Origin of the sequence: Bacillus sp. JJ1521 (assembly GCF_036965165.1) — a bacterium.
In the GTDB taxonomy this organism is placed as follows: Bacteria; Bacillota; Bacilli; order Bacillales; family Bacillaceae_L; genus Ferdinandcohnia.
In genome coordinates this window covers 38,000-52,631 of the sequence record NZ_JBALOX010000074.1, presented here as the reverse complement: position 1 = coordinate 52,631, position 14,632 = coordinate 38,000, and the positions used below count along the sequence as shown (strand labels likewise).

The 14,632-nt window shown below is 37.3% G+C and carries 14 protein-coding genes; 13 read left to right on the top strand and 1 reads right to left on the bottom strand.

Annotated elements, in window-relative coordinates; all coding sequences use genetic code 11:
- The first annotated feature begins 3 nt into the window (after positions 1–3).
- The 7 genes from mnmE to V7147_RS12230 all read left to right on the top strand — a co-directional run bounded on the left by mnmE (position 4) and on the right by V7147_RS12230 (position 8,106).
- Positions 4–1,380, top strand: a complete 1,377-nt coding sequence (gene mnmE / locus V7147_RS12260; protein WP_335368158.1) for a tRNA uridine-5-carboxymethylaminomethyl(34) synthesis GTPase MnmE — start codon at positions 4–6, stop codon at positions 1,378–1,380.
- A gap of 38 nt (positions 1,381–1,418) precedes the next feature.
- A complete protein-coding gene (gene mnmG / locus V7147_RS12255; RefSeq protein ID WP_438824583.1) occupies positions 1,419–3,323 on the top strand; it encodes a tRNA uridine-5-carboxymethylaminomethyl(34) synthesis enzyme MnmG in 1,905 nt (634 codons plus the stop codon).
- Positions 3,324–3,377: 54 nt separating this feature from the next.
- Entirely contained in the window at positions 3,378–4,094 is a 717-nt protein-coding gene (gene rsmG / locus V7147_RS12250) for a 16S rRNA (guanine(527)-N(7))-methyltransferase RsmG (protein WP_335368144.1), read from the top strand.
- A 400-nt stretch (positions 4,095–4,494) separates the two neighbouring features.
- Entirely contained in the window at positions 4,495–5,397 is a 903-nt protein-coding gene (gene noc, locus V7147_RS12245; protein ID WP_335368143.1) for a nucleoid occlusion protein, read from the top strand.
- Positions 5,398–5,660: 263 nt separating this feature from the next.
- Positions 5,661–6,422: a ParA family protein gene (locus V7147_RS12240; protein ID WP_335368142.1), complete on the top strand. Its 762-nt coding sequence runs from the start codon at positions 5,661–5,663 to the stop codon at positions 6,420–6,422.
- The gene (locus V7147_RS12235; protein WP_335368141.1) at positions 6,415–7,272 is read left to right on the top strand and encodes a ParB/RepB/Spo0J family partition protein; all 858 of its coding nucleotides are present in this window, start codon (positions 6,415–6,417) and stop codon (positions 7,270–7,272) included. The genes V7147_RS12240 and V7147_RS12235 overlap by 8 nt, the downstream gene beginning before the upstream one ends.
- A gap of 96 nt (positions 7,273–7,368) precedes the next feature.
- Positions 7,369–8,106: a DUF554 domain-containing protein gene (locus V7147_RS12230; RefSeq protein ID WP_335368140.1), complete on the top strand. Its 738-nt coding sequence runs from the start codon at positions 7,369–7,371 to the stop codon at positions 8,104–8,106.
- Positions 8,107–8,133: 27 nt separating this feature from the next.
- Here the strand turns inward: V7147_RS12230 and yyaC are convergent, their stop codons facing one another.
- Positions 8,134–8,751, bottom strand: coding sequence for a spore protease YyaC (gene yyaC, locus V7147_RS12225; RefSeq protein WP_335368139.1), 618 nt, complete (start codon positions 8,749–8,751; stop codon positions 8,134–8,136).
- Positions 8,752–8,889: 138 nt separating this feature from the next.
- Between yyaC and V7147_RS12220 the strand changes: the two genes are divergently transcribed.
- The 6 genes from V7147_RS12220 to ssb all read left to right on the top strand — a co-directional run bounded on the left by V7147_RS12220 (position 8,890) and on the right by ssb (position 14,605).
- A complete protein-coding gene (locus tag V7147_RS12220) occupies positions 8,890–9,909 on the top strand; it encodes a YkvI family membrane protein (RefSeq protein ID WP_335368138.1) in 1,020 nt (339 codons plus the stop codon).
- Positions 9,910–9,956: 47 nt separating this feature from the next.
- Positions 9,957–10,154 carry a DUF951 domain-containing protein gene (locus tag V7147_RS12215; protein WP_335368137.1) on the top strand — a complete coding sequence of 66 codons (198 nt, stop codon included), beginning with the start codon at positions 9,957–9,959 and terminating at the stop codon, positions 10,152–10,154.
- A 125-nt stretch (positions 10,155–10,279) separates the two neighbouring features.
- Complete coding sequence (locus V7147_RS12210; protein ID WP_438824582.1) at positions 10,280–12,286, top strand: molybdopterin-dependent oxidoreductase; 2,007 nt, start codon at positions 10,280–10,282, stop codon at positions 12,284–12,286.
- Between the two features lie 120 nt (positions 12,287–12,406).
- Complete coding sequence (gene ychF / locus V7147_RS12205) at positions 12,407–13,507, top strand: redox-regulated ATPase YchF (protein ID WP_335368136.1); 1,101 nt, start codon at positions 12,407–12,409, stop codon at positions 13,505–13,507.
- Positions 13,508–13,684: 177 nt separating this feature from the next.
- Entirely contained in the window at positions 13,685–13,972 is a 288-nt protein-coding gene (gene rpsF, locus V7147_RS12200) for a 30S ribosomal protein S6 (protein ID WP_335368135.1), read from the top strand.
- Between the two features lie 54 nt (positions 13,973–14,026).
- A complete protein-coding gene (ssb, locus tag V7147_RS12195; protein WP_335368134.1) occupies positions 14,027–14,605 on the top strand; it encodes a single-stranded DNA-binding protein in 579 nt (192 codons plus the stop codon).
- Positions 14,606–14,632: the final 27 nt, after the last annotated feature.

Below are 14,632 nucleotides of genomic sequence, written 5' to 3'. Positions count from 1 at the left end.
AAAATGGAGTTTGATACAATAGCAGCCATTTCAACTCCAATGGGAGAAGGAGCAATTGCAATCGTCCGGTTAAGTGGGGATGATGCGATTGATATTGCAAATCGAGTTTTTAAAGGGAAAAATTTAAAAGAGGTAGACTCACATACAATCCATTATGGACATATTGTAGATCCAGATACGAAACAAGTTGTAGAAGAAGTAATGCTTACCTTGATGAGAGGACCAAAGACTTTCACAAGGGAGGATGTAATTGAAATCAATTGTCATGGTGGACTAGTTTCGGTTAACCGAGTCCTCCAGCTTGTTCTTACAAATGGGGCAAGATTAGCGGAACCTGGAGAATTTACAAAGCGGGCCTTTTTAAATGGTCGGATAGACCTCTCACAGGCAGAAGCAGTAATGGATTTAATCCGCGCAAAGACCGACCGTGCGATGAATGTTGCAATTGGTCAAATGGAAGGTAGATTATCTACCCTTATTAATCGTTTGCGTCAGGAATTGCTTGAGACATTAGCACATATTGAAGTAAATATTGATTATCCGGAGTATGATGACGTTGAAGAAATGACTCATCGTGTGCTACTTGAAAAAGCCAATAAGGTACACGATGAAGTCAAAAAATTATTAGAAACCTCTAACCAAGGGAAAATTTTACGAGAAGGCTTATCTACTGTTATTATAGGTAGGCCGAATGTAGGTAAATCATCTTTATTAAATAGTTTAGTTCATGAAAATAAGGCAATTGTAACAGATATCCCGGGAACAACGCGTGATGTGATCGAAGAATATGTCAATGTACGTGGTGTTCCATTACGTCTTGTCGATACAGCTGGAATCCGTGAAACGGAGGATATTGTGGAACGCATTGGTGTCGAGCGTTCTCGCGAGGTTTTGAAAAAAGCAGATCTTATTTTACTTGTGTTAAACTATGGGGATGAGTTTACGGTTGAGGACGAGCGTTTATTTGAAGCCGTTTCAGGTATGGAAACAATCGTCATCATTAATAAAACAGACCTTCCGCAAATGATTAATATGGAAAAGGTTAAGGAGCTTGCTAAAGACGATCCAATTGTTACAACCTCATTGTTAGAAGAAAAAGGGGTAGATGCTTTAGAAGAAGCTATTTCCTCCTTATTTTTTACTGGAAATGTCGAAGCAAATGATTTAACATATGTTTCTAATTCTCGTCATATTGCCTTGTTAACGCAAGCAAAAAAATCAATTGAAGATGCCATTTCAGGGGTGGAGTCTGATCTACCAATTGATATGGTTCAAATAGATTTAACCCGAACATGGGAGCTATTAGGGGAAATTGTCGGGGATGCTGTACACGAGAGCTTAATCAATCAGTTATTTTCACAATTTTGTTTAGGAAAATAGAAACTTTATTCAAATCTCATTTCTAAAATGTAAATGGGATGAAAAGGGAGGAAGTAACATTGAGCTTTGATGCCGGAAATTACGATGTCATCGTCATTGGTGCAGGGCATGCGGGCTCTGAAGCAGGTTTAGCTTCAGCTCGTCTAGGCGCGAAAACGCTGATGATTACAATAAATTTAGATATGGTTGCGTTTATGCCATGTAATCCATCTATTGGTGGACCAGCAAAAGGTACAGTTGTCCGTGAAATTGATGCCTTAGGTGGGGAAATGGCAAAAAATATTGATAAAACACATATTCAAATGAGAATGCTGAACACAGGAAAGGGTCCGGCCGTCCGTGCATTACGTGCACAAGCAGACAAGTTTTCATACCAACACGAAATGAAGAGAACTTTAGAAAATGAACCCAATTTAACCCTTGTTCAAGGAATGGTGGAACGTTTAATTGTTGAGGACGATGTGTGTAAAGGTGTAATTACAAAAACGGGTGCAGTATATCATGCCAAAACAGTTGTGATTACAACAGGCACATTTTTACGCGGTGAAATCATTATTGGGGAATTAAAGTATTCTAGTGGACCAAATAACCAACAACCGTCTATTAAATTGTCTGAGCATCTCGAGGATTTAGGCTTTAATTTAGTACGTTTTAAGACAGGTACACCACCACGTGTCAACAGTCATACGATTGACTATAGTAAAACAGAAATCCAACCTGGTGATGAAACACCAAGAGCTTTTTCGTATGAAACGACTAAATATATTACTGATCAGCTCCCATGCTGGTTAACCTATACAAGTGAAAAAACACACCAAATCATTGATGCAAATTTACATCGTTCCCCTATGTATTCTGGAATGATTAAAGGGTCCGGTCCCCGTTACTGCCCATCAATTGAGGATAAGGTAGTGCGATTCCATGACAAGCCAAGACATCAAATTTTCCTTGAGCCAGAAGGAAGAAACACGCAGGAGGTCTATGTTCAAGGACTTTCTACAAGCTTACCTGAGGATGTCCAACATCAATTGATTTCATCCGTTCCAGGCCTTGAGAATGCACAAATGATGAGACCAGGGTATGCAATTGAATATGATGCAATCATTCCAACGCAGCTTTGGCCTACACTTGAAACGAAAAAAATTAAAAATCTCTATTCTGCCGGTCAAATTAATGGAACGTCTGGATATGAGGAAGCTTCAGCCCAAGGGATTATGGCTGGTATTAATGCGGGACGCCGTGCACTTGATAAAGAGGAAGTCATTTTAAGTCGTTCAGATGCTTATATCGGTGTTCTTATTGATGATTTGGTTACAAAGGGTACAGCTGAGCCTTATCGTCTATTAACTTCTCGTGCGGAATATCGTTTACTCCTTCGTCATGACAATGCAGATTTACGTCTAACTGAGCTTGGTCATGATATTGGGTTAATTTCTGAAGATCGATATCAAAAGTTCTTAGATAAAAAAGCAGCAATTGAACAGGAAATGGAACGTCTTCAAGGTATTCGAATTAAACCAACAGACGAAGTACAAGAGCTAATCCGTTCAGTTGGTGGAAGTGAATTGAAGGATGGCATTTTAGCATCTGATTTGTTAAAACGACCTGAGATGACGTATGAGCATATTCGCAAATTAGCTCCTAGCGATCTAGAGATTCATCCTGATGTTGCGGAACAAATTGAAATCCAAATCAAGTATGAAGGCTATATTCAAAAATCTTTACAACAAGTTGATAAATTAAAGCGAATGGAAGACAAAAAAATCCCAGAAAATATTGATTATGACGCTATTTCTGGTTTAGCAAATGAAGCAAAAGCAAACTTAAAAGAAGTGCATCCTTTATCTATTGCTCAAGCCTCTAGGATTTCAGGAGTAAATCCAGCTGATATTTCCATACTGCTCGTATACCTTGAGCAAGGGAAAATCGCACGAGTAAACTAACATTTTTCTAGTAATTCCAAGGTGTATTTGATTAAAATTGGAAGGAAACACAAAATGGACACCTCATTATTTACATCGATGTTGGAGGAGAAGGGGATTTCTCTTTCTCCAATCCAACTGAATCAGTTTGAAACCTATTACAAATTATTAGTTGAATGGAACGAAAAAATGAACCTTACAGCGATTACAGATAAGCCTGAGGTATATTTAAAGCATTTTTATGATTCTATTTCAGCTGCATTTTATTTTGATTTTACAAAGGAATATTCGATTTGTGACGTTGGAGCGGGTGCAGGATTCCCAAGTATCCCTCTAAAAATCTGTTATCCAAATTTAAAAATCTCAATTGTTGATTCATTGCAAAAACGTATTACCTTCCTCAATGAGCTTTCTAAGGAGCTTAGGCTTGAAAATGTGACATTTTATCATGATCGAGCTGAAACCTTTGGGCAAAAGGGAGAAATTCGTGAATCGTTTGATATTGTAATGGCAAGAGCTGTTGCTAGAATGTCGGTATTAAGTGAATTATGCTTGCCGCTTGTAAAGGTAAATGGAGCATTTATCGCGATGAAGGCTGCATCTGTTGCGGATGAGATAGAAGATGGCAAGAAAGCTATCACAACACTAGGCGGTCATGTAAAAGATGTACACCACTTCTTATTGCCGATGGAAAATAGTGATCGTAATATCGTAATCATTGAGAAGAAGAAACCAACGCCCAAAAAATACCCTCGTAAACCAGGGACACCAAATCGTTCACCCATTAAGTAATGAAGGGTGAACGATTTATTACACATATACTTTTTAACTACATGAATTAGTAGAAAGATAGTAAGATTTTTGTAAAATTCATGTTATAATAGAAGGAATGAGAGAGAAAATAGAGAATTATTAACTTTATTCAGCAAAATTTTCTACTTATCTAAGTGGTAAGAAGAATGTACGGTGTCACGATATACGTGAAGCGTTCAACACGTTGCTAAATAAAGTTAAGCATCTGGCGGATGCCACGATTTTTCAGTGGAAGTTTTTCGAGCAAAGGATCAAAGACTAAGAGCGCCACATCCTGTGGTAGCGTCTTTGTAACCCACATCGTGTGGGCCTAAAAAAATCGGGCACAAATACGCCATGGCGCATTTGATTAGTGGGAGTTCTAAGGGGTGGTGGAATTATGAAGCATCCATTTTCGCGGTTATTCAGTATCGGTGAAAAAGATGATAAACAACAAGTGAATCAGGACCAGGTGGTAGAAACTCTATTAGAAGATTCAATAGATGATGAAGAGACACAGCTGGAGGAAGTTCGACAAATTCCGATAAATGAGATTGTTCCAAACCGATATCAACCGAGAACTGTTTTTGCAGAGGATAAAATTAAAGAGCTTGCATTAACCATACGTACACATGGAATCATTCAACCAATTGTTGTTCGACAATTTACTGATAACCAGTATGAAATTATTGCTGGTGAACGACGTTGGAGAGCCGTTCAAACTCTTGAATGGGAGACAATTCCAGCAATCATCAAAGAATTCAATGATGCAGAAACTGCATCCGTTGCGTTGATCGAGAATCTACAACGAGAAGAATTATCAGCGATTGAAGAAGCGTATGCTTATGCTAGATTACTAGAATTACATAATCTTACACAAGAAGCGTTAGCTCAGCGATTAGGGAAAGGTCAGTCGACAATCGCCAATAAGCTGCGTTTATTAAAGTTGCCTGAAGAAGTCCAACAAATGCTTATGCAAAAGAAGCTTACAGAGCGTCATGCGAGAGCTTTAATCCCTCTTAAGGATCCAGAAAAGCAAATTAAGCTTATGCATGACATTATTGAAAAACAGCTTAATGTTAAGCAAACGGAAGATCGCGTCGATAGAATCCTTGAATTAGAAAAGGAACAAAAACGACCAAAGCCTAAATTTAAAGCAGTAAGTCGAGATATGAGAATCGCGATGAATACGATTCGTCAATCATTAACAATGGTTGAGGAAAGTGGAGTCAATTTAAATACAGAAGAAGAAGAATTTGACGACTATATCCAATTTACAATTCGAATTCCTAAAAATAAATAAACAAATCCATTTCCTTGCCCTACACGCGGTAAGGGAATTTTTTTTGAATTAGCTCTACAAAACTAAAATCAAGACTATGACACAGCAATAAATATTTAATTTTTATAAAAAATGTTTCACGTGGAACATTTTTTATAAAAAAAGATAAACCCTATCATTTTTTCATGATAGAATAGAAAAAGTGATAGTAATAGTTTTATAAAGTCCTCACTTTGTAAAAAAATGTAGAAAAAAGTAGTTTAAAATTGAAAGTAGGTGACATCGTGGGGAAAATCATCTCAATCTCAAACCAAAAAGGTGGAGTAGGGAAAACAACTACTTCTGTTAACCTTAGTGCTTGTTTGGCTTATGTCGGAAAGAAGGTTTTACTTGTCGACATTGACCCTCAAGGGAATGCAACAAGTGGCTGTGGCATAGAAAAGGCAAATGTAAATCAGTGTATTTATGATGTGCTTGTTGATGATGTAGAAGCGAAGGATGTTACAGTTCCAACTACAGTTGAAAATTTATATATGATTCCAGCAACGATCCAATTAGCGGGTGCTGAAATTGAATTAGTGCCAACGATTTCTCGCGAGGTTCGTCTTAAAAGAGCCTTAGATGAAGTTAGAGACCAATATGACTATATAATTATTGACTGTCCACCATCATTAGGACTGTTAACATTAAATGCTTTAACAGCTTCTGATACAGTAATTATTCCAGTTCAGTGTGAATATTACGCTCTAGAGGGGCTAAGTCAACTATTAAATACAATTCGTTTGGTTCAGAAACATCTTAATAGTGATTTAATGATTGATGGAGTACTTCTTACTATGCTTGATGCTAGAACAAATTTAGGTATTCAGGTTATTGAAGAAGTGAAAAAGTATTTCCAAGATAAAGTATATAAAACAATTATTCCAAGAAATGTACGATTAAGTGAAGCTCCGAGTCACGGAGAACCAATCATCATCTATGATCCAAAATCAAGAGGTGCTGAAGTATACTTAGATCTTGCAAAGGAAGTGATTGTGAATGGCTAAAGGGTTAGGTAAAGGTGTTAATGCTTTATTCCCATCGATGGAAGCAGGGAAGGAAGAGGTTGTCCAAGAGATTAAACTGAATCAATTACGTCCGAATCCATATCAACCAAGAAAGACATTTGAGCCAGAGGCAATTGCTGAACTAAAGGAATCTATCCTTACACATGGGATTTTACAGCCTATAATAGTTCGAAAAAGCATTAAAGGATTTGAAATTGTAGCGGGTGAAAGGCGTTACCGTGCTGCAAAAGAAGCTAAGCTAACTACAGTTCCTGTCGTTGTTCGTGAATTAAACGAACAGCAAATGATGGAGATTGCATTGCTTGAAAATCTACAGCGTGAAGATTTATCACCTATAGAAGAGGCATTTGCTTACCAATCCCTATTGGACCATTTGAAATTAACTCAAGAACAGCTTGCAAAAAGAGTAGGAAAAAGTAGACCGCATATTGCAAACCATCTTCGTCTTTTATCTCTTCCTAAACATGTACAGAACTTCATTTCTGAAGGTAAATTGTCCATGGGGCATGGGCGTACGCTATTAGGACTTAAAAAGAAAGAAAAGTTGAATGCGATTGTTGAAAAGGTCATTGTTGAGGAACTTAATGTTCGCCAATTAGAAGCGTTGGTTAATCAAGTGAATCAAAATGTTCCACGTGAAACATCTAAGCCGCCAAAAAAGGAAAAAGATATCTTTATTAAAGAACAAGAGTCCTTCCTGCGTGATCGTTTTGGTACATCTGTTACGATTAAGCAAACGAAGAAAAAAGGAAAAATTGAAATTGAATTCTTTTCAAATGAAGACCTTGAAAGAATTCTTGAATTGCTAGAATCACCAAAAATCTCATAATGACCAATAGAAAACCTGCATGTTCTTATTTTTTAAATTAAGACTGTGCAGCGTTTTTTATTACTTACAAATTTATAAGCTTAGGGGAAATGAAAATTGGTTCTATTAGGTACAATTGTAAATGGATTATGTATAGCAGCCGGAACCTTATTAGGCAAGGTATTACACCGAATTCCCGAAAAGGTAAAAACAACTGTTATGCATGGAATCGGACTAGCTGTTTGTTTATTAGGAATTCAAATGGGACTAAAGAGCGAACAATTTTTAATTGTTATTTTTAGTTTAGTATTTGGCGGTATTCTCGGAGAATGGTGGGATCTTGAAGATAAATTAAACAAGTTAGGCAACTGGATCGAAAAGAAAGTAGGATCATCTTCAGGCGAGGGGACGATTGCAAAGGGTTTTGTTACAGCTACCTTGATATTTGTAATAGGTGCAATGGCGATCATTGGGGCACTTGATAGTGGATTACGGAATGATCACAGTGTTCTTTATACAAAGTCCATTCTTGATGGTTTTACTAGTTTGATTTTAACGACGACGTTAGGTGTTGGTGTGCTATTTTCCACAGTTCCTGTCATCCTTTACCAAGGCTCTATTGCCTTATTTGCGACACAAATTGATAAATGGGTTCCAGCAGAGTTAATGGACACATTTATTGTTGAAATGACAGGAGCTGGGGGCTTGATGATTGTCGCAATCGGGACAAATCTATTAGGCATAACCAATATACGTGTTGCGAATCTATTACCTGGCATTCTAGTAGTAGCTATCCTTGTAACGGGGGTATATTATTGGAATTCAATTCTTTATTTTGCAAGTTCCATTTTTTAAACCTCTTCTATTATAGAAGAGGTTTTTTTATATGGTAAATCTATCTTTCTCGATTGTATCAAGCTCCATCTTTCGAAGATACTCAAATTCAGCCTTACAGATGCCACTAGAAATGGTATTTGCTATTTTCATAACTAAACTCAATCTCGTGTTTTGGAGGACGAAAAACTCCATAAATCCACTCACATTTACAATTCCTGTTATATGCATGTCTCCGATAGGGGTTAATTCCTTGTTTACGCCTGCGCCTGGCTTAATTGGACCCTCACCAATGGTGATAGACCCCACACTCTTTAATCTGCCTAAACAGGCATCAATTCCAATGATAAAAGGGTTTGAGTACTTCTGATTGATTATCTCGATTTTCTCTTGAAGATTAACTGCATGAATAGGTTCGTCCAATGTGCCATATACATGAAAGTGGGACAGTCTTTTTTCGGTAATTTTTGTGCCGATTAATGGTCCAAGACAATCGCCAGTGGAACGGTCTGTGCCGATACAAAATATAACAATTGGTTGATCGTTCATAGGTGGAAGCATTGAAGTGATTTGTAAAGCAATTTGGTGGTCAGCTAGTTCTTGATCATGTGGAATTCGATAAGGTTCATTTTTTAGATGGTCAAATAATTTGTATCTAAGATTCATAGGTTTTTCACCCCTTTTTAACTGTAGTAACAGTATACGGAAGAATCTTAGATTCTATACATCTGAATAAAAAGAATCTTAGATTTGTAATTTGTTCATTAAAGCAGATAGATGGAATATGAGTGGTGGGGGGATTGTATGTTTCAGGCAGGAATTCGGTGGATGTTTCTGATTTTAGGTACAGCGATTGGTGCAGGTTATGCATCCGGAAGAGAAATTTGGCAATTTTATGGCGAGCAAAGTGGCTTAGCCATCATTTTCTTTACATTTATTTTTATCATTTGCTGCTACATCATTATGAAAATTAGCTTTGAGAAAAAGGCAGAGCATTTTGTTCCAGTTTTAAAAGAATTAGTAGGGGAAAAGGTTTCACATGTATATGATGTAATTACTATTTTATACTTATTTTCTACCACGGTTGTGATGTTAGCAGGTGGTGGTGCTACTTTAGAGTTGTTTAATATTTCATTTTGGTGGGGGATCTTAATTTTTGGCTTTCTCCTTGTTTTAGTTTTTTTATGGAATATTAATGGTTTAGTTTCTATTAATATGGCGATTATTCCTGCCTTAATTATTTTTTTAGTCACGGTTTTATTTATTTTCTTAATATCTAGTGGAAAGGAATTTTCCTTTGAGCTTCATGAACAGAGCAATTGGCCATCTGCCTTTACGTTTACGGCACTAAACATTTTACCTCTTGTTGCGGTGTTAGGCGCAATTGGAAAGGAGATGAAATCAAAAGGGGAGGCGTGGGTTGCAAGTATTGGAAGTGGATTGTTTTTAGGTTTTATAACATTTATTTATAATGAGGCTCTTATTGAAATAGCACAGGAAATCATGTTATATGAAATTCCGTTATTTGTGATCTTAAGAAATTTCCCTTACGTAGCCGTATTTATTATGTCGATTCTTTTATTTGGTGCAATATTCACAACCGCTGCATCGGGATTATTAGGATTATCCACACGTTTTAAGGAAAAAATGAAAATGCCATTGTGGATGATTTCTATTCTTTTGATTTTGCTTATGGTACCTTTTACAACTTTTGGTTTTTCAACCCTAGTTTCAATTTTATATCCATTATATGGTATCGCAAATTTGTATTTATTAGCGGTCATTTTGCTTTATCCAATTGTAAATCGCTACAATTTAAAATGATTTCCTGTTACAATATTTCATATAATAAGGATAAAGGGTGGAATGTCATGGTTGATAAAGACTACGGATTACATGATATTGTAGAAATGAAGAAACCTCATCCGTGCGGAACAAATAAATGGAAAATTATTCGACTAGGGATGGATATTCGGATTAAATGTGAGGGCTGCGAACATAGTGTGCTCATACCACGAAAAGAATTCGGACGAAAATTGAAAAAGATTTTAGTAAAGCATGAGGAATAAAACCTTGTGCTTTTTTAGTGGATAAAAGTTCCTTGGTATATTAAATCTTTTTTCTAGAAATTTTGAAGAGGTGAATTATAATATATAGGATATGAAAGTTGGAACTATGTGGGGAGATGAGAGGATTGACCACATTTAAATCTGCTTGCCCATTAAATTGTTGGGATAGCTGTGGTTTTGTCGTTGAAGTAGAAAACGGGAAAATTATTAAAATTGATGGTGATAAAGAACATCCTATTACGAAGGGGAAAATCTGTGGTAGAGGTCGTATGTTAGAAGCAAGAACAAACTCCGATGAACGGATTCTTTATCCTATGAAAAAAATAAATGGAGAGTTTCATAGAATTACGTGGGAACAGGCTTTAAAGGAAGTTTCAGCAAAACTTGCAGAAGTGAGACAGAAATATGGTTCCACTGCTGTGTTGCACAGTCATGACTATGCAAATGGAGGACTTTTAACGAAAATTCCGGATCGGTTTTTTAATTGTTTTGGCGGAGCGACCGAACTAATTGGCAGCATATGTTGGGGTTCAGGAATTGAAGCTCAAAATTGGGATTTTGGAAATGCAGCCAGTCATGCTCCCGATGATATATACAATAGTAAAAATGTCATTATTTGGGGAAGAAATGTAACACGCACGAATATGCATCTTTTTGGTTACTTACAGGAAGTGAAAAAGAAGGGGGTCAATCTAATTGTCATTGATCCTATCTATAATGGTACGGCTAAAATTGCAAATTCATATATCTCCATTACCCCAGGAATGGATGGGTTTTTAGCGATTGGAATAATGAAGGAATTGCTTCGTTTAGGACTGCAAGATAAAAATTTTATTGAAAAGAATTCAGTTGGTTTTGAAGACTTAATGGATATTCTACAATCCATTTCAATGGAACAAATAGAGAAAGTAACCAATGTTCCACGTGAAACAATTACAAATTTAGCCTACATTTATAGTGATGGTCCAACAACGACCTATATGGGATTAGGAATGCAGCGTTACGCTAATGGGGGTAATACAATCCGTTTAATTGATGCCCTAATTGCAGTTAGTGGGAATGTTGGGATTCCTGGTGGTGGAGCTAACTTTGGTAATACACAGGTTGGTCAAAGCTTTGATAGTGCGGCATTGACACTTCCTGAAAGGAAGAAAGAATCTAGAGCATTTGTAATGACTGAACAAGCGGAAAAAATCTTAACGGCTTCAGAACCGCCAATAAAAATGATTATGGTGTCGTGTGGGAATCCGTTAACACAAGTACCAAATACAGCTCTTGTGCAGGAGGCTTTTCAGTCGGTAGACACAGTAGTTGTACTTGAACAGTTTATGACTGATACAGCAAGATTAGCGGATTATGTGCTTCCTTCTGCGACTGTTTTTGAGGAAGAAGATATCTATTATTCATCTATGTTTCATCACTTTGTCAATTATGGTCCAAAGCTAGTCGAAGCTCGTGGTGAGGCAAAATCAGATGTATGGATTTGGACGGAATTAGCAAAAAGGTTAGGTTTTGGCGATGATTTTGACTATACGAGAGAAGAATTTATAAAAATGGGAATAGGTTCATTACAGGATGAAGGAATTACTTTTGAATTGATTAAAGAGAAAAGTCATGTTCCACTTCCAGTACAGCTTGTTCCTTGGCATGATTTACAATTTACAACCCCGTCTGGGAAATTTGAGTTTACTTCCTCACTAGGGGAAATAAAAGGGTATGATGGGCGTTTGAAAATTTCGTATCCGAGAGAATCAATTCATTCAGACCAAGATTTAGCAACAAGATATCCATATTCGTTATTAACGATTCATCCTTTGCGCTCGAATCATTCACAAAATTATCATTTGATTGAAGGATTGCAATCGGTAAAGGTTGAAATTTCGAAGGATATTGCAGAACAAAAAGGTCTTGAAGCAAATGATAGGGTGAGGGTGTTTAATGATCGTGGTGAAATTACAGGAAAAGTCCAGATTTTAAAGGATTCAGCACCGAATATTGTTTGTATTGATGAAGGGCAGTGGCATATATTTGGTGGCAGTGTGAACCAGCTTACCTCTCATCAGGTTTCCGATAATGGACTTGGTAGTACTTTATATGATTGCCTTGTCGGAATTGAGAAGGTGAAAGAATAGAATATTTGATAATCTCACCTAAAGTCGAATAAGCCTAAACGGCTTGTATTTTTTATAAGGAATATCTATAATTGTTGAAGGCTAGTTAGTATGTTACGGATAAGAGGAGTGGAATAATCAATGGCGTTAACAGCAGGAATCGTTGGTCTTCCAAACGTTGGAAAATCAACTCTTTTTAATGCAATTACACAAGCAGGCGCAGAATCAGCGAACTATCCGTTCTGTACAATCGACCCAAATGTGGGGATTGTTGAAGTGCCAGATGAACGTTTAAATAAATTAACAGAATTAGTACAACCCAAAAAGACTGTTCCAACAACCTTTGAGTTCACAGATATTGCAGGGATCGTAAAAGGTGCGAGTAAAGGAGAAGGTCTTGGCAATAAATTCTTATCTCATATCCGCCAGGTTGATGCGATTTGTCATGTTGTTCGTTGTTTTGCGGACGACAATATTACTCACGTTGCTGGTAAGGTAGACCCGATTTCGGATATTGAGACAATCAATCTAGAGTTGATATTAGCAGACCTTGAATCAGTGGATAAGCGTATTGACCGTGTTGGGAAACTTGCTAAGCAAAAGGATAAAGATGCTGTTGCAGAGCATGAAGTGCTTGTGATGTTAAAAGAAGCATTTGAAAATGAACAACCTGCTCGTGCGATTGAATTTACGGAAGAACAAATGAAATATGTAAAGGGAATGCACTTACTAACAAGTAAACAAGTTTTATACGTTGCCAATGTTGGTGAAGATGATGTAGCAGATCCTTCTTCAAATGAGTATGTTCAATTAGTTCGTGAGTTTGCAGAAAAGGAAAATGCTGAGGTAATTGTTATTTGTGCGAAGATTGAGTCTGAAATTGTGGAGCTTGAAGGGGAAGAAAAGGAGATGTTCCTTGAAGAGCTTGGAATTGAAGAATCTGGGCTCGACCAATTAATTCGTACTGCGTATCACTTATTAGGCCTTGCTACTTATTTTACTGCAGGTGTACAAGAGGTAAGAGCGTGGACGTTCAGAAAAGGTATGAAAGCACCTCAATGTGCAGGGATTATTCACACTGATTTTGAGAGAGGGTTTATTCGCGCGGAGACGGTCTCATATGAGGACTTGCTTGCAGGTGGCTCTATGAATGCTGCACGTGAAGCAGGTAAGGTACGTCTTGAAGGTAAAGAATATATTGTTCAAGATGGGGATGTTATCCATTTCCGATTTAATGTATAAGATTTTTATGTAAAAGTAGCCATAGGACGGTTTTCGTTTTGTGGCTACTTTCATTTTTAAACATTTCTTGCCTGCAAATTATTAATGTGGTATAATCTTTTTCTGTGAGTAATTAAAATAATTGCTCCTTGCCCTTTTTAGATAAAGGGCCGTTAGTCCAAAAGGAGGTGTAATGTGATGAGAAAATACGAAGTTATGTATATTATCCGTCCAAACATTGAAGATGAAGCGAAAAAGGCTTTAGTTGAGCGTTTTAATGGCGTTCTAACTGATAATGGTGCGGAGATTACAAACGTAAAAGAATGGGGTAAGCGCCGTTTAGCTTATGAAATCAATGATTTCCGCGATGGTTATTACATGATTCTTAACGTAATGTCTAACTCTGAAGCTGTTAACGAATTCGATCGTTTAGCGAAAATCAGTGAAGACATTATCCGTCATATCATTGTTAAAGAAGAAGAATAAGAATTTTTTAGAGTATAGACTCTGTTTCAATATCCTGTTAAGGAGATGGTTCTGATGATGAATCGCGTAGTTCTCGTTGGGAGACTTACAAAGGATCCGGAATTACGATATACCCCAAGTGGAGTTGCAGTTGCAACCTTCACACTTGCAGTGAATAGAACATTTACGAATCAGTCAGGTGAACGTGAAGCTGACTTCATTAATTGCGTGATTTGGCGCCGACCAGCTGAAAATGTCGCTAATTTCTTGAAAAAGGGAAGCTTAGCTGGCGTTGATGGTCGTATTCAAACAAGAAATTATGAAGGCCAGGATGGCAAACGCGTATATGTTACTGAGGTTGTAGCAGAAAGTGTTCAATTCCTTGAACCTAGAAATGCGAATGACCAACAGCGCAGCGGTGGAGGAAACTTTGGTGGAAACTATGGCGGAGGCTATGGTGGTAATCAAGGGGGCAATCAAGGTGGCTATGGAGGCAACCAGGGTGGAAACCAAGGCGGTGGCCAAGGTGGATACTCTCCATTTGGACAGAGTCAGAACCCAAATCAAAACCAAGGACCTACAAGAGTAGACCAAGATCCATTTGCTAATGATGGACAACCCATTGATATTTCAGATGATGATCTTCCATTCTAACTTGTAAGTCTAATCGATAAAATCTTA